Origin of the sequence: Flavobacterium piscis (genome assembly GCF_001686925.1) — a bacterium.
GTDB lineage: Bacteria > Bacteroidota > Bacteroidia > Flavobacteriales > Flavobacteriaceae > Flavobacterium > Flavobacterium piscis.
This window is the reverse complement of record NZ_LVEN01000027.1, coordinates 683,422-700,491: the sequence shown is the minus strand read 5'-3', so window position 1 is coordinate 700,491 and position 17,070 is coordinate 683,422. Positions and strand designations below refer to the sequence as shown.

At 36.0% G+C, this 17,070-nt stretch carries 10 protein-coding genes; 3 read left to right on the top strand and 7 right to left on the bottom strand.

The window, feature by feature from the left end:
• From FLP_RS13375 to FLP_RS13350, 6 genes are all read right to left on the bottom strand, one after another.
• A complete protein-coding gene (locus FLP_RS13375; protein WP_065449982.1) occupies positions 1-2,211 on the bottom strand; it encodes an alginate lyase family protein in 2,211 nt (736 codons plus the stop codon).
• A gap of 11 nt (positions 2,212-2,222) precedes the next feature.
• The gene (locus FLP_RS13370) at positions 2,223-3,659 is read right to left on the bottom strand and encodes an IPT/TIG domain-containing protein (RefSeq protein ID WP_065449981.1); all 1,437 of its coding nucleotides are present in this window, start codon (positions 3,657-3,659) and stop codon (positions 2,223-2,225) included.
• 15 nt (positions 3,660-3,674) lie between these two features.
• Positions 3,675-5,972, bottom strand: a complete 2,298-nt coding sequence (locus FLP_RS13365) for a polysaccharide lyase 6 family protein (protein ID WP_065449980.1) — start codon at positions 5,970-5,972, stop codon at positions 3,675-3,677.
• Between the two features lie 10 nt (positions 5,973-5,982).
• A complete protein-coding gene (locus tag FLP_RS13360; protein WP_065449979.1) occupies positions 5,983-7,482 on the bottom strand; it encodes a RagB/SusD family nutrient uptake outer membrane protein in 1,500 nt (499 codons plus the stop codon).
• A 16-nt stretch (positions 7,483-7,498) separates the two neighbouring features.
• A complete protein-coding gene (locus FLP_RS13355) occupies positions 7,499-10,639 on the bottom strand; it encodes a SusC/RagA family TonB-linked outer membrane protein (protein WP_083195869.1) in 3,141 nt (1,046 codons plus the stop codon).
• A gap of 195 nt (positions 10,640-10,834) precedes the next feature.
• The gene (locus FLP_RS13350; RefSeq protein ID WP_342341554.1) at positions 10,835-11,590 is read right to left on the bottom strand and encodes a FadR/GntR family transcriptional regulator; all 756 of its coding nucleotides are present in this window, start codon (positions 11,588-11,590) and stop codon (positions 10,835-10,837) included.
• Between the two features lie 572 nt (positions 11,591-12,162).
• Between FLP_RS13350 and FLP_RS13345 the strand changes: the two genes are divergently transcribed.
• The 3 genes from FLP_RS13345 (at position 12,163) to FLP_RS13335 (ending at position 15,975) form a co-directional block, all read left to right on the top strand.
• A complete protein-coding gene (locus FLP_RS13345; RefSeq protein WP_065449977.1) occupies positions 12,163-14,067 on the top strand; it encodes a sialate O-acetylesterase in 1,905 nt (634 codons plus the stop codon).
• Positions 14,068-14,323: 256 nt separating this feature from the next.
• On the top strand, positions 14,324-14,716 hold the full coding sequence (locus FLP_RS13340) for a winged helix-turn-helix transcriptional regulator (protein WP_065449976.1): 393 nt from the start codon (positions 14,324-14,326) through the stop codon (positions 14,714-14,716).
• Positions 14,717-14,961: 245 nt separating this feature from the next.
• The gene (locus FLP_RS13335; protein WP_065449975.1) at positions 14,962-15,975 is read left to right on the top strand and encodes a zinc-dependent alcohol dehydrogenase family protein; all 1,014 of its coding nucleotides are present in this window, start codon (positions 14,962-14,964) and stop codon (positions 15,973-15,975) included.
• Between the two features lie 195 nt (positions 15,976-16,170).
• Here the strand turns inward: FLP_RS13335 and FLP_RS13330 are convergent, their stop codons facing one another.
• On the bottom strand, positions 16,171-17,031 hold the full coding sequence (locus tag FLP_RS13330) for a LysR family transcriptional regulator (protein ID WP_065449974.1): 861 nt from the start codon (positions 17,029-17,031) through the stop codon (positions 16,171-16,173).
• Positions 17,032-17,070: the final 39 nt, after the last annotated feature.

Genomic DNA, 17,070 nt, shown 5'->3' with positions numbered 1-17,070 from the left:
TTAATTTGTAATTAATATGTAATTTCCTTTCCACTCCATACTTTTTCCGTTAATGGAAAGCTTATGTTTTGAATCTGGTTTTGCTTCTTTATTTGAAAATGCCAACGTATATGATTTCTTATTTTTGAAAGTCACCAAAACTGCTGTGTAACTTTCATCTTGTTTCAAAATTTGAATACTTTCTACCTTTGAATGCGGGTCCTGAACCGACTCTAGTTTTGGGTCAAAGCTTCCGTGAGGCTCAATAATGCTGACAAATGTGTAATTTTTCTTGTCTTTCGTTCTTACCATATAACCCGACTCATTTCTCAAGTTGAAATTTGGATCATTTGCTCCAAGTCTTGTCAAAACCAAACTATTTGTATCATCTGTCAAAGTAGAAATCGTGTAAAAACGGCTGTCGTTTAACCAGGTAAATTTTGAAATACCTTGATTTCCCTTGCCTTCTGCCAACTTCCATAAATGCTGGTAACCGTTATTTTTCCCTAATGGAGAAAGCGTTGTTAAGGCTGGTTCGTATTTAAAATCGGTTTCCATAACGTGACCGCTGAACATAAAGTTCAAGTCGTATTGATGGTTTTCTTTTGATTTCAAAGAAAAGATATCGATGATAAACGGCGTATCAGCTCCAATCAAAGCAACTGTTCTTTGCATTTCAACGCCAGGATAAGCATTTACTTCCAAAGCACTTGCAATCTGTATTTTTTCCGGAGACGAAATATCAGAGAAAATTGTTTTTGGTACTTGTTTTTCAGCTTCTTTCCAATCGCCATCGAAATGTGATTTTTCATCAACAATTACCGTATTATGTGCAACTGAAGTTTGTGCCCAAGTCTTATTTTCATCCAAATATCTTCCACCGCTTTTTGATTCTACATTTAAGAAACGTGCCGCACCGTAATCTTGCAGAATCTCTTTGTCATTATTGAAGAGCAGTATTCCCAAACGATCAAAATGTCCATGACCCATACCTTGCGAAGCAAATTTGAAAACGGCCGTCAACTGTTCGTCTTTTTTCTTCGTATTCATTCTGAAAAGTGCCAAACCTCCTGATTTTCCTTCTGGTCCGTCTGAAATAATCAACGGGTTTTTCACGAATTCCTGCTTCTTCATCCCATTTACAGCTGCTGCAGATTTTAAACCCGCGCCTGTAATTGAAACTTCATTTTGCTGTTGAATAACCGGCAAAACCGAAGCATCGTTATAATTTTCAAAGACAATATTGGTGGCAAAAACCAATTCTTCTGTCATATAATTTTTCTCCTTCAAAGCATCATTTATCGGGAAGAAATAACCCTTGGCATCCGTCAATTGCAAAACGGTATTTAATGCTTTTTTTAGCAATTGCTTTCTATATTCAAAAATCTTCAGTTCCGGTTGATTTCTATTGATCACTTCTGCAAAAACAATAAACGGCTGCAATGCATATCGTTGGTAATATGGTCCTTCAGAATAATATCCGTCAGGCGAAAAAAGCATATCAATTTGTTTCAGAAAACCTGTTTTTTTGTCTTTTGCAGAACCAGTCAATGCACGTTCCACCATATCTTTATCGCCTAAAACATAACCGGTCATTCCTACCCCGGCTACAGCCCAGGTTCCGTGATTGTGGATTTTATTGAAGGTATCCTTTCCGCCTGTACTTTCGCTTAAAAATGCAGCCATACTTCTGAAAACATCTCTCTCTATAATTTCACGATTTTTTGCATCGATGCTTTCTTTAACCAAATCATACGCCTGGATTCCGTGAACCAGCCAAACGCAATCGTTTAGTCCCTGCCAGAATAATTTTCCGGAATTCTGCTCTGCTTTTCTCTTTGGATGCAGGGGCAAATCCGGATAAATCCTGGCATATTCCAAAAGCATTTCTTCAACGAATTTGGCATATTTCTTTTCGCCGGTAACCTGAAAAGCTAGTCCGGCATAATACAATTCCCTGTAATTTTTTTTGTGTTTTTCGTGCGTGTAACCGCCACCATTATCTACAGGAATTGGGACTTCAATTTTATTTTCCAATGCTTTATCAGCATCCTTTACTACTTTTGAAAAAGATTTTTCTAAGATTTTATAGTCACCTAAATGCTGACTGATATTCTTCGCTTCAGCTTTTGACAAAAGTAAAAGAGGCTCATACTGTTGGGAAAAAGCAGTATTTGTAAGCACTAAAAAAAGTGCTGTAAGCCCTATTGCTTTTATGGTTTTAATTTTCATTCTTGTATTTTTTAATTAAAAGAGTTTGTCAAATCGACTGCTCCAACTCCTGTCAAAACTTCATCTGTGATGATGTACCAATCTGTGTTTACTTCTAAAGGAATATTGGCTTGATTATCTGTCAAGTAGTTCATTCTCATGTAGTTTCCGCTTACGAAATCAGAAGCTGTAACCGTTGGAAACATATCTCTCAAACGAACAGCCACTAAAACCCATTTTCCGTTTGTATTATAACGAACCAGTTTTTTGCTTGCTGCAGCAGTTGCGTATAAGCGTAATGTTGGTGTAGTATTGTTTGTATTCAACCAAAAATGCAATACCGGATTGTTGTTAAAAGCACCTTTGTCAAATGCTGTTTTCCAAGTGGTGTTAGTTGCAAAAGAGAATCTCATGTATGCGATAGTGCTTCCATTATCTGTTGGAGACAGCATTTTTAAGTGGTGGTAATTTGTACTGCTTGGAAACGGAGGTTGTTCTACCGTTCCGTTGAGCTGGTTCGCTTTAATTTGTGCTGCCTGACCCGCGGTAACTACTTCCATCCCTTGTGTTTCAAAGTTGAAATACGTCTCAACATCTCTATTGATGTAGGCCACTTGCGGACTTGAAACTACCATTCCTTCGCCATAAATCAAATTGATTACGTAAAACCCTGTTGGCAAATCTGCCGGCGGTGCGAATGAAACACTTGTTGGCGTTACGTCAAAAGTTGCAATTGCAGTTCCGCCAAAACTAATTGCCGTAACTAAATTCATATCCGTTCCTCCAATAACAACTTGCGTATTTTTCAAGATTGCTTTTGGGAAACCCGAAACTTCCGGAGTTGGAATATCCACGGTATAATTGTCTTTTAACGGAACCGAAACTTCGCCCGAAACGGTGTTGTAGCTATACGCTAAAACCAATGGACTAGGTCCTGTGTTTGGCGTTTTCACAATTAGAGTCCGGTCATCCTGGTGCTCGATAACTCCGTCAACGGTTCCAAAAGTCACCCTTGTTACCACTTGAAGATTTTTTCCCGTAATCGTAATCACTTCGTTTACCGCAGACATTATTGGAATCTCAGATTTAATTTCCGGAACCGGATAAAGGATAACCAGACTTTCTGCCGATGAAGCTTCTTTATTAGAATCTGTTGTCAGTCTGATAGTACCACCTGTTGCGCTGGCTGGTACTTTTATGATTAAAGTGTGCTGGTTTTCACGAGAATAAATTTCAGCTTCTACGCCGCCAATATAAGCGTGCGTTACAAAATTTAAGTTTGTTCCCGTAATGGTTACCAAGCTTTGGATGGGTGCAGACGCTGGTGTAAATGATACTACCGTTGGTTGTGCTGCCAATATTTCTTCAAAAGTCTTATCCACTTCTATATTAGCATCGCAGGCAAAAACTGCAACTACCAGAACCAAGCAGATTGATTTGTAAATATTTTTAAGTATTGTACTTCTCATATGTTTTTTTTAAAATTATTTAACAACTAAAATTCCTATGTCTTTTTTATCTGTACCCGCTGCTTTTAAAGGCGATTTATCCTTTAATATAAAATTCTTAGTCTCTTGATACGAAGGATTTTTATCGATGATATTTTCTGAAACGGCTTTTCCGGATAATTTCATTTCTCCTGAATTGTAGATTACTGAATTTTTAATGGAGTTGTTTTTTCCGTTCAGGCGAATTGGGTTAGCCACTTTTGGATTATCAAAGAAAACGCTGTTGGTAATTTTTACGTTCACGATTCCTTTGTTTTGAAAAACCATATCTTTTTCTGTAGTTCCTGTTCTGGTAAAAATGCAATGGTCTACAACTAAATTTCCGCCCACAGTCGACTCATCATTTCCACCCCTGTAATAATTCAAAACCCATTGGTTGAAATCGATAAAAACTGTGTTTTCCAGAATTACATTCTCTGAATTGTATTTTCCTGTGTCGTCTTTTTCAGAAGAAAGGTTGATGCCGCGGAAATTATTTCTCAAGATCGAATTGCTTATTTTAATAGTATCTGCGAAGGTTCCCTTTGAAACTTTAATCACAGAACCGCCTTCTGCATTTGTGAAATCCGAGATAATTGATCTGTTTACAAAAATGCTGTAAGAACCCGGAGTATCTTCCTTTGGAGAAACAATTGCGTATTTTACCGCTGCCGTATTTTTTGCCGTAAGGCTTACATTTTCAAAAGATAATCTTGCGCCGGATTCCACTCTAAACAAATAATTTGAGTTTTTTTCAGCAGCTGGATTGAAGCTGATAATTGTCTTCTCGGCACTTTCACCAATGATCGAAATGTTATCCGAAATTACAACCGAACGATCCAAAAGATAATCTCCAGATGCCAGAATCAATTTTGTTTTTCCTTTTGCTTTTTTTACTGCTTTTTCAAGAGTTCCAATTCCTGGTTCTACATTAATAGTTTGCTCTTGAATGGCATCTTTTGATGTCTTTGGATTCCAGGAAGTACCGGTTTTATTTGCAATTACCTTGGGAAAAACAGAAAAATCAATACCATTTTTTTCATTTGGTATAAAAATTTCCCCTTCTTTTTTCCACGATAATTTCTTTGCCGTGAAGCCTTCTATTTTCTTTGAATTTTTACTGTCAATTATATTGTTTTTGAATACAATTCCTTTCATCTCATCAAAGAAAACGATCGCTTCTGTATCGCTTTCATTATAAATAATATTATCGTAAATCGCAGAATTAACAGGTGCTAACGATCGTTCTTCATCCTTTCCGGCGCCTAATTGAAAAGAACTGGAATTATAAAACACATTATTTATTACTTTGGCATTTTTCACCTGATTGTAACGATTTAACGGACTGTTTGGAACACCGTTCATCACCACCAGCGGACCTCTAAAATCTTGACCTGTTAACCCGTAGAAATAATTGTTTTTTACCGTATGACCTTCATTTATAATTCGAACCCCACCAGTGTATGGCTGGTTATTTCCAAGGAAAACATTATTTTCAACCAGGCAGTTATTTCCATGACGAAAAACCATAGAACCTTGAGATTCTAAGAATAAATTGTTTCTGAAAATGTTATTGCACGATTTGTTCGAAATGATTTCTACTTCGCCATTGCATTTTTCAAACTTGTTCCATTCCACGATTGTATTGGATTGAAACATCGAATTATGGCTTGTTCCAATGCGGATCGTTTCACCACCATTTGAACCTAAAGGAGAACGTTCTCCAAAATAATTGTGGTCAATTCTGTGGTTATTCTGATGATTTTCTTCGCCTTTTAGCCAAACGACCAAAGTACATCCGTCGTTTGTTTTTCCTGCGATATAATTGTTATCAAAACGATTGTTTTTTCCCCATAATTCTACCCAATGGTTTGATTCTGATTTTGTTTCAGGATTAAAATCTGTGATGGCACAATTGGTCACTCTTGAATTATTGGCCACTTTGCTTTTGTTCATAAAAGAGATTACAAATGTGCTGTAACCATCTTTGAACCAAAGCCCTTTTGCAACCAAATAATCACCTGATAATTTCAGTGAAGACTTGCCGGAAAGAATTACTTTTCCTGCTGTTTCTGCTTCCAGAAAAATAGAATCTTTTAAAACTCCTTTTGCATTAAAATCAATTGCCGTGTCTTTCCAGATTCCATTTGACATTACAATTCTGTCTCCCGGTTTTACTTTTGCAATAGCTTCTGTCAATTCCTCCGTATTTGAAACTTTTATTTCTGAGGCATTGGCATTGGCTAAAAAAAGCAAACACAAGTAAGCTGTTAGTGAATATTTTAAACTTTTCATATACTTAAAATTAATATCCTGTGTTTTGTGCAATCTTTGGATTCAGGTCGATTTCATATTGCGGAATCGGCAATAAAATTTGGTAATGTTGTAACGGACCTGTATTTAAAGAAGGATGCGCCGGATCATTATATTGAAATTCAGTAGCAAAATGCTGTGTCATAACTACTTCTGCTCTGCCGGTTCTGACCAAATCAAACCAACGATGATTTTCAAAAGCAAACTCTACTCTTCTTTCATTTTCCAAAGCAATTTTGAAATTGAAATAAGTCGAAACATCTGCCAATTTTAAACCAGCACTCGCTCCAAGTGATCGCATTCTAACCTTATTCAGGTAACTCAAGGCTTCTGAATTTGGGCCACTTTGCTCATTAATTGCTTCTGACAACAAAAGCAAAGCATCAGCATAACGAAGGATAATCCAGTCGTTTCCGCCATCATCAACTGCGTTAAATGTCGAATTGTATTTTGTAATATGCTTATCTGCCTTAATTGCTCCATTGAAACCTAACCAGGTGTTAGCCATAGAAGCTGCTTTTCGCGGATCGCCAGCCGTGTAAGCCTGCGACATATTATCTGTTGGCACATTCAAACCATCGCCGTTGCCAAAAACTACATAATTATCGCTTTGCAAAGGCGCGAAAAAGTTGGGGTGAGGCGAACCTAAACCAACGCTTCCTGATTGGTAACGAACTGCAAACATAATTTCGTTATTGTATTCATTTCCAATATTGAAAACCGCTCCGTATGTGGGTTGCAAACTGAAATTACCACTAACAACTTCTGTAAGAACAGTTATTGCTTCACTTAAATTTGCGTTGCCGCCTGAAGTAAGAAATACTTTTCCAAGTAATGTTTTTGCCGCGTCAGATGCCACTCTTCCAAGGTTTGATCCGCTTTGCGTTGGAGGCAACATTTCTGATGCTAAACGCAGGTCGTTTGCAATAAATTCATATATCTCGCTTTGCGAACTTCTATCCATTGTTTTGGCATCCTTTCCTGAAACAGGAGTTTCAACGATGAAAACCCCACCCCAAAGACGCACCAAATTAAAGTAAGCGTGTGCTCTTAAAAAACGTGCTTCTCCTTCATATTGATTTCTTTGTGCCTGATCAGCAACTACGTTTAAATTTTGCAAAACAACATTTGAAAGATTGATAGTTTTGTAACACGCTTTCCAGTATTCCTGGAGATAAACATTTTGTGAACTTTGCACAAAACGATCCACTTCTCTAACAGCCAAGTCTTTAGTTTCAGTCGAATTTGGATTCATATAGGTATTATCAGAACGAATTTCTGTCAGCAGCCATTCTCTATTCTGCATTCCATAAAGACTGTTGTAAATCGAGATTACTGCCAGGTTTACTTCTGCCGCAGTAGTATAAAATTCCCCTACACTAATTTCTGAAACGGGTTGTAAATCAAGTGTCTCATCACAGCTTACAAAAAGAAAAGCCGTACTTAATATTAAAACTTTTAAGTTTTTGAAAGACCAATTATATTTTTTCATAACCTTTTATATTTTTTTAGAAATTAATGTCAATTCCGAAAGAAATTGTTCGTTGAACAGGGAAAGCACCTCTTTGATAACCTGAAATCAATGGCGAGCTGTAAACTCCTGAATTTGTAATTCCTTCTGGATTTAATCCGAAGAATCCTGATGATTTTACAAAAAGCAGATTTTCGCCAGACAAATAAAATCTTGCTTTTGTAATTCCTAATTTACTTGTAAAAGTTTCGGGTGCAGAGAAACCTAAAGTCACATTTCTTAAAGACATATAGGTTGCATCCTGAACTAAATAAGAAGTGTTTTGCCAGGCTCTACCATTATTTTCACGAGGTTTTGAAGCCGGAACACCTTCGCTGAACCATCTGTCCTGGACAAAATCTTTGTATAAATAACGCATCTCATTATAGTAACCGTCTCCAAAGAAAACTTCGCCGCCAACAGAACCCTGAATTAGGAAATTCATATCAAAACGGTTGAAAGTGATAGCATTATAAAACCCCCAGGTAAAATCCGGGAATGGGCTGCCTAAAGTGGTTCTGTCTGAAGCATTGATAACTCCGTCACCGTTAATATCAGCTACTCTAATACCTCCAACAGCATCATCAGCAGAGTGTGGATTGTTTGCCAATTCATCAGCAGTCTGCCAAACTCCAATCATTTTATAACCATAAAATTGAACTGCTTCCTCGCCAACTTTGGCAATATATTCTTCGTTTCTTTCACCCTGACTAATGAATTGCGCTTCACCACCAAGAGAAATTAGCTTGTTTTGATTGAAAGAAATATTAAATGCTGGTTTCCAGGTGAAGTTTTTGGCACGAACATTTCCTGAAATTTCTACCTCAAAACCTTTATTTTGGATTTTTCCGATGTTGTTGAAAAATTGATTGTGTCCTGTGATGTAAGAAACGTTTTGTTGCAATAACAATTTATCTGTAATCGAATAATAATAGTCAACAGTCGCGTTTAATTTATTTCCAAAGAAACTCAAGTCAGCACCTGAATCATACTCTAAGGTTTGCTCCCAACCGATTTCCGGATTCCCAAGAACATCACCAGTTTCACCAAGTCCTGAAGTCACGCTTCCGGCACCCTGACCCAAAGAATAATTGGAAGAATATAATAAATTCGTGAAAGAATAATTGGTAATATCATTGTTTCCGGTGATTCCGAAACTTGTTCTCAATTTAAATCTGTTGATCCATTGGATGTTTTCTTTCCAGAAATTTTCTTCGCCCACATTCCATCCCACAGAGGCAGAAGGGAACATTCCGTATTTATTATCTGGTCCGAACAAAGATGAACCGTCAGCACGTGCTGCAATCGAAAGCAAATATTTATCTTTATAAGCATAATTTACTCTTGCCAGAAAAGAAAGCAAACCAATTTGTTCTTTTCTTGTGAATGTTTCGTTGGCGTCAATTACGTTGGCTCCGTTTAAAGTTCCAATATAATCTGAAGGAAACTGCGTTCCATAAATTCCGGTTCCTTTAATATTTGTTTTTTGGTATGTAATTCCTCCCAAGGCGTCAATGCTGTGATTTTTACCTTTCCATTTATAATTTAAAGTATTTTCAGTAAGAAGATCTGCTTTTAAATTACTGTCATCTTCCCCGATCGCTTGGCCGGTTTGATCTGCTTGCGAGTTTCTGAAACGCTCATAATTTGAATAATCCAGATTTACGCCGCCAGAAGTCTTAAAAGTAAGACGTTTATTGATTTTATATTCTAATGCAAAATTGGTCAGCATTCTATAATCGTGAATGTACCTTTCTTCGTTTTCCATTCTTGAAATCGGGCTATTGTTATTTGTTCCCCAAAGTGAAGTTGTGAAGTTTTGCTGTACGCCATTTTCATCTACGTAATTAAAATTTACGTTATTAAAATGTCTTCCTTGTGCGTACTCGCCAACAGGATAACCTGTCAAGGCAGCAGTATACTCGTTGTGTCTTGAAGGCATAAAACTTAAAGAACGGGTCAAATCTGAATAAGAAATTGTAGATCTTCTTTTAAAACTATAAGAAGGTCTTACATTCACGTCAAGTGTAAGTTTGTCGCTTAATTTTGCTTTTACGCGGGTTTGAAAATTCACACGCTTCAGGAAATTATCTTTCATCAAACCTTCATCTTCAATATATTGACCTGAAATATAATATGTTGCGTTTTTTCCACCACTAGAAACATTCATTTCATAGTTTTTTATGGTTGCAAAATTTCTGATTCCTTCATCTTGCCAATCAGTACCGCCACCAGAATAATTCGCTACTTGACGCATTCCTTTTTCACGAGAAGTATAACCTATTGTAGCTGGAGCCGCTCCACTTAAACCTGCCGTATAATTTTCGTGCAGTTGGCGTTCTCTTCGCAACATATCCGTGTACTCATAAGTATCATACATATCAATTTTTTCGTAAACCGATTTAACCCCAAAGAATGATTTAAATTGATATAAAGTCTTTGTTTCAGAACCTGATTTAGTAGTCACCAGAATAACACCATTTGCTCCGCGAGAACCATAAATTGCCGTTGAACTTGCATCTTTTAAGACCTCGATAGATTCGATTGTGCTTGGATTTATGAACTCCAAACCATTTGAAATCGGGAAACCATCAACCACAACCAATGGATCGCTACTCGCAGAAATCGAGCCCATTCCACGAATCCTGATTTGTGGCGCTTCACCAACTTCCGAAGTTGTATTCTGTATTTGTAAACCCGCAATTCTTCCTTGCAAAGCTTTATCCACACGAGAAACCGGAATTTCGTCAAGATTTGTATTTTCTAATTTGGAAACAGATCCTGTGATTGAAGATTTTTTCTGGGTTCCGTATCCAACAACCACAACTTCGTCAAGATTTTTGCTGTCTTCAACAAGAGAAATTGTAATATTTTGTTGGCCGTTAACTAATACAACTCTGGTTTTCATTCCGACAAAAGAAACTTGAATTGAGCTGTTTTCGTTTACAGGAATAGAAAATTTACCTTCGGTATCTGTAATTATTGTAGTTTTTGAACCCAGAACAGTGACATTTGCGCCAGGCAATGATAATTTATCAAAATCTGCAATGACTGTTCCCGTTAAAGTATATTTCTCTTGCGCAAAAACAAAAGAGGTCAGCATCAAAGCCGAGAGTAAAATAAAGTTTTTTAATTTCATAAAGATATAAGCTTACAATCAGTAACATTAAGATATAGAGCATCCTGACCGGTTTATGGCCGATAATGCTTTTTCATAAATAAGATCTGAAAATCAGATGTTTAATCTTGACTTAAATGCGTAGTAAAATCCACTTCCCCAAGCGATGCAACTTCACACAATGGTCATAACCGTCTATTATTTTTGGAAGAAATTTTAAAAAATACTTTCGTTGATATTCATTAAAGTTTCTGTTTTATTGCAATACTCATATAACGTCTTAAAATGAAATTGCAATTCACGTTTGGCTTTTTCAGGATTTTTTTCTCTTATAGCTTCATAAATTTGTTGGTGTTCTATAATATTTTCTCCATTCATTGAATTTTTACAAACATGGTATTTTTCAAAATTTGTAATAATTTCAGGAGTGATGATTAACATCAAGGTATTCAGCACTGGATTTCCACTGGCTTCAGAAATTTTCAAGTGAAACATCAAATCTTCTTCAACAGCACTTTCATTTTGCTCTACTTTATTTTTGTAAGCAATTAATGCCTCTTCAATATTTTTTAGTTGCGCTTCAGTTCTCCTCTCAGAAGCTAAAGCCACAACTTGCATTTCCAACATAATCCTGCTTTCAACTAATGACTTAAAATCAGGTTTTTTTAATTGCAAAATATCTGTAATCATTCCGCTTAATGCCGGAACTCCAAGATTGGCAACAAAAGTTCCACTTTGTGGCAAAGTTTTAAGTAATCCGTAAAATTCTAATTTCTGAATCACTTCTCTCACGTTACCTCTGCTCACACCAAATTCTTCAGATAATTTTCGCTCTGAAGGCAATCGGTCACCAGGTTTCAACTTTTTTGAAGTAATTAATTCCTTCAACTTTTGAATGATTTGTTCTTCTTCCGGAGATTTAAAACTATTTAAACTAAATTCCTGCATTGTAATTATAAATTGGTTGACCAAATATACGCATTTTTTTATATTAGCAAATATTAACTCATTTTTTACATATAATAAAATTTAAATACAGTTATACTAAACATAAATCAATACAAAGGTTAAATACAAACTATATAATTTGAAATATGTGAGCTTTTAACATTTAAACTAAAACGTTTTCGCCAATAAATAATAGAAAATAGTGTAAAATAAATCGTTTTTTCCATAATTATTAACAGACTTTTCATACTAAAACTAATATTTATATGTATTTTTGTTTTATAAAGGTACAATTATACTGCATTCAGACGGTAAAACCATTTTCCACTTCCCACAAGCGATGCAACTTTGCACAATGGATGTGTAACGTACCAATAAACAGGAGTCTATCAACAGATAAGGCTCCTGTTTTGTTTTCTACACCTCACACTTAAAAGTTCTACCTTTTCCCATCTCTAAATATTCATCAATAATTTCACTATATAATTACATACAACGCAATTATTATTAGTTAAAATTAAAAAAATCGTAATATAATTTTTGGTTAACCAATTTTAATTATATACATTTACCGCACTTATTTATCCCTATTCTTTATGAAACGTATATTTTCACTACTCTTTTTAGCGATTTTCACAGGAGCTTTTGCAAAAGTTTCACTACCAAAGTTTTTCTCAGACCACATGGTCTTGCAGCGCGAAGCTACGATCACAGTTTATGGTTGGGCTGATAGCGGAAAAACAGTCAAAGTAAGTTTTAATAATAAAAATCTGGAGACAAAAGCCAATCAAAAAGGTGAATGGTCTGTTGATTTCCCGGCAGAAAAAGCCGGAGGCCCTTTTGAAATGAAGATTTCAGAAGATAACACGGTTATTTTTAAAGACATCTATATAGGAGACGTTTGGTTTTGTTCCGGTCAATCTAATATGGGCTGGAAACTGGAAGATGCTTTAAACGGAAAAGAAGAATTATCAAAAGCGAACTACGAAAAAATAAAACTGCTTCAGGTTTCAAGAACAATGGCCGGAACACCACAAAATGATATTGAAAAAGGCCAATGGGAAACATGTTCACCAAAAAGCGGTGAAGGCTTTTCGGCAGTTGCTTATTTCTTTGGAAGAGAATTGTTACAAAAATACAATGTAGCAATAGGTTTGATAAACTCTTCTTGGGGAGGTACCAATATTGAGGCCTGGATGAGCGAAGATTTGATGGGAAAACATGCTTCAGCAAGGAAAGTCATTGACAAAATGAAAACAATGAATTTTGCTGATACGGTAGAAACGTACAAAAAGCAATTTAAAGCCTGGGAAGAAAAAGCGGATCGCCTTGATGTTGGAACACAAGAAAAATGGCACGAAAAAACATATAACACTTCCTCCTGGAAACCAATTGACCTTCCTGTATATTGGAGCAAAGCTAAAATAACGCCTAATGATGGTGTAATTTGGGTAACCAGAAGTTTTGATTTGACGGCAAAAGATCTCGCTTCAGACGATCTCATTTTAAGCATCGGACGTGTTGATAATGAAGACATTACTTATATCAATGGAATTAAAGTTGGCGAAAGCACTCAAAAAGACTTAGACCGCTTTTACAAGGTTCCAAAAACTGTTTTGACGGCTGGAAAAAACATCATCACAATTCGTGTAAAAAACACAGGAGACATTGGAGGTTTTCGTGGAGATGCTTCTTCTTTAAATTTAAAAACAGCTTCACAAAAACTTTCACTGGCGGGACAATGGCGTTATGAAGTGGGAACAAAAGATATCGAGGAAGTTCCTGAGAGACAACACCCAACGAAATATGCAACATCGCTTTACAACGGAATGGTCGCACCTTTCTTCGGAATAAAAATCAAAGGAATTATTTGGTACCAAGCCGAAGCCAATTCAAAAAACGCAAAAGAATACGCAACCCTCTTTCAGGAAATGATTACTGATTGGAGAAAAAACTGGAAATCAGACGTTCCGTTTATTTTTGCTCAATTGCCAAATTACGATAACCAAAATGACCGCTGGATTACGCTTCGTGAGTCACAAGCAAAAGCACTGAATTTGAAAAACACAGGAATGGCTGTTCTAATTGACGTTGGTGAAAACGACAATATACATCCTATTCACAAACAAGTTGTTGGAAAAAGAATGGCTTTAATTGCCCAAAATATTGCTTATGGAGAAAAAGAAGTTCCAGCCTCTGCACCTGTTTTTGACAGTTATAAAGCTGACGGAAATTCGATTACAGTAACTTTTAAAGAAGGGACTTTCGCTACCGAATCTGCAAAATCAAACATAAATGGTTTTATGATTGCCGGAAGCGATAAAAAATTCTATCCGGCAACTGCTTTTTTGCAAGCCGATTTAAAGACTATAAAATTGACAAGTTCTGAAGTTTCAAATCCTATAGCAGTCCGTTATTTGTGGGCTGATGCACCGGGAGAAATCATGCTTTATAACTCAAGTGGTTTACCAACAGCCCCATTTAGAACAGATAATTGGTAATAATAACAGTTAGAGGCTGCCGGATCATCAGAAATGCAAATTTCCAGATGAAGATAATACGGTTTCCAATTGATAATAATTGGCACTTTTTTAGATCAAAATTCTAAACGATTTTACTTTTGGAGCAAAATTTTAAAATCAATTATACGCTGTCTTAATTGTTTTAAAACCAATTGAATTAATAAAGTGCATTGGCAAAATTTTAATTATTTTTGTTTAGACTTTCTTATGTTGACTGCTACTAACTAAATATATTATGAGCAAAAAGAAATTGAACTCCACTAATACTTTAAATGAATATTACCTTGATGAAAGATGCACTTTAAACAAGGTGGTACGTATTATTGGAAAAAGATGGGTTTCTGAGATTTTGGTACTTATAAAACAAGATGTCACACGTTTTTCTGGTATGAAGGAATGTTTAAATGGCATTTCGGATAATGTGCTTTCCAAAGTTTTAAACGAATTGGTTGCGGAAAAATTAATTGAAAAAGAAGTTTTTAAAGAAATTCCGCTTCGTGTAGAATACAGTATTACAGAGAGTGGACAGGAATTAGTTAAAGTCTTGCATGAACTTTGTAATTGGGGTAAACTACATATTCCTTATGAAATTCGTATTCAGCCAACTACTTCACTGAAAAAATCTTAAGGTTTATCTGTTATCATTTCAGCTTTTTTTCTTCTTCAAAAGAATAATTATTACATCTTGAAACTAATAAATGTTTTTACAGGCTGTAATACCCTTACTCACTTATTTATGAGTAACTCACAATTGGCAAACACGGATTAAGAGCTTTGATTAAGTCCTACATTTGTAGTGCCAATTGAGAAACGAAGTCTGGAACATTGTATTTAGTAATCAGATTTTGCCTATCCTCATTGACTTTTAATCCTATGAAAGCTTATCAAATAACGAAGGACTACAGCATCGAAACTTTAAAACAGGTGGAGAAAAATAATATCAAACTGCTCCCAAATGAAATTTTAATTCAGATAAAAGCAGTTTCTCTAAATTACAGGGATTTGCTCGTTATTAAAGGCGTTGATAAATGGAAACCACCCATTGGTCGAATTCCCGTTTCTGATGGCGTTGGAATTGTAGTAGAGACTGGAAATCAGGTAACGGAAGTAGCCGTAAATGATCGTGTCGCAGGTTTATTTTTCCCCAATTGGATGGATGGAAAACTATCTTCTGAAAAATTAGTCAATTCATTGGGAGGAAATGCCAATGATGGAATGCTTCAGGAATATGTTATCCTAAAAGAAAATGAAGTAATTAAAGTACCTGATTATCTTACCAATGAAGAAGCCGCTACCCTGCCCTGTGCTGCAATAACCGCCTGGCATGGTTTAATGGAAAAAGGAAATGTAAAAGCCGGCGACAGCGTATTGATACAGGGAACTGGCGGAGTATCCTTATTTTCAATGCAATTTGCATTAGCTGCAGGCGCAGAAGTTATTTTATTATCCGGAAGTGATGACAAATTAGAACGTGCTAAAAAACTGGGCGTAAACCATTTGATCAATTATAAAAGTGTGCCGAAATGGGAAAATGAAGTCATGAAAATTACCAACGGAATTGGTGCAAAACACATCGTAGAGGTTGTGGGCAGTGACCATATCAACAAATCTATCGAAGCCGTTGCTTTAGACGGCACTATTTCTGTAATAGGAATAATGAACGGACTGACCGGAAATATAAATACTGCACAATTAATGAGCAAACAAATTAAATTGCAGGGTATTAACGTTGGCTCTAAAGAAATGTTTCTGAGAATGAATAATGCATTAGAAGCAAAAAAAATTCATCCCATTATAGATTCGGCCTTTTTATTTCAGGACACAATTGATGCTTTTAAGAAACTTGAAAGTGGCTCACATTTTGGGAAATTGGTAATCACATTTTAATTTTAATTATTAGGTAAAATTTCAAAGTAATCTGCTTTTTGAGGCTCTGTCACATATGTCAACATTGAATATAAGAATTTAAGTAATTCAACAGTTGCAAAGTTAATTTTCAGAATGATTTAAATATAGTTACCCCTGGTCTAACCATCTGATCTTACGCAGCATTGTACAACTTCAGTTTCGCTCAAGGTGACTTTAATTTCGATACTGATCTAAAAATACGTTTAAGGCTTTTGAAGGTGCTTCATCATTTCTATAAATTAACACTGTGGTCATCGTGGCAAGTTCTTTAGTTATAGGAAAAGTTTTTATATTTCTGTTGCTGTAATACTGATTTACGACTTCTGCAGGAAGTATACTAATACCAAGACCTGCCTCCACAAAATTAATAATGCCTTCTATCGAATTGATTACGGTACTTTTATAACGGAGGATTCCTTTTGAACCGAGCCAGGTTTCAAGCCGCGCCCGGAAAAAACAACCTTGCTCAAAAACTACTATTTTTAAAGGTTCTTGTTTCAATACGACCGAAAGCTTATCCACATCACCACCTGCAATTATTACAAGTTCTTCATCACGAACAATAAGCTGCTGTAAACCAGGAATATTTATGGGTGCTGCAACAAAAGCAGCATCCAGTTTATAACTGATTACATCGGTTATCAGTGCTGACAACATTGAAGAATAAAATTCAAGCTCTACATTGGGATAGAGCTCTGCAAAACCTTTGATGATTTCCGGTACTTTAAAAGCCATAGTGGTCTCAATACACCCTATGCGTATTGTTCCTCCTATTTTGTCTGCACTCTGTATATCACTTTTTGCATCATCCAATAATCGACCTATTTTTTTAGCATATTGCAAAAGTGTTTCCCCTGCTTCAGTTAGAACCACTTTTCTGGATACTCTTCTAAACAGTTCAGCTCCAAATTCATCTTCGAGATTTTTTATGCGAGCCGTTACGTTCGATTGTACCGTAAAGGTTGCTTCTGCAGCTTTTGTAAAACTTCCGAGTGTTGCTGCGGCTTCAAATATTTTCAGGTCATTACTATTCATAGTATCACTTTTAGTGATCGATTAGATCATTATAAATCG

Bases quoted from the DNA above. Each gene is read 5' to 3' on its own strand.
- FLP_RS13375 (WP_065449982.1), bottom strand. From the start codon at position 2,211: ATGAAAATTAAAACCATAAAAGCAATAGGGCTTACAGCACTTTTTTTA.
- FLP_RS13370 (WP_065449981.1), bottom strand. From the start codon at position 3,659: ATGAGAAGTACAATACTTAAAAATATTTACAAATCAATCTGCTTGGTT.
- FLP_RS13365 (WP_065449980.1), bottom strand. From the start codon at position 5,972: ATGAAAAGTTTAAAATATTCACTAACAGCTTACTTGTGTTTGCTTTTT.
- FLP_RS13360 (WP_065449979.1), bottom strand. From the start codon at position 7,482: ATGAAAAAATATAATTGGTCTTTCAAAAACTTAAAAGTTTTAATATTA.
- FLP_RS13355 (WP_083195869.1), bottom strand. From the start codon at position 10,639: ATGAAATTAAAAAACTTTATTTTACTCTCGGCTTTGATGCTGACCTCT.
- FLP_RS13345 (WP_065449977.1), top strand. From the start codon at position 12,163: ATGAAACGTATATTTTCACTACTCTTTTTAGCGATTTTCACAGGAGCT.
- FLP_RS13340 (WP_065449976.1), top strand. From the start codon at position 14,324: ATGAGCAAAAAGAAATTGAACTCCACTAATACTTTAAATGAATATTAC.
- FLP_RS13335 (WP_065449975.1), top strand. From the start codon at position 14,962: ATGAAAGCTTATCAAATAACGAAGGACTACAGCATCGAAACTTTAAAA.
- FLP_RS13330 (WP_065449974.1), bottom strand. From the start codon at position 17,031: ATGAATAGTAATGACCTGAAAATATTTGAAGCCGCAGCAACACTCGGA.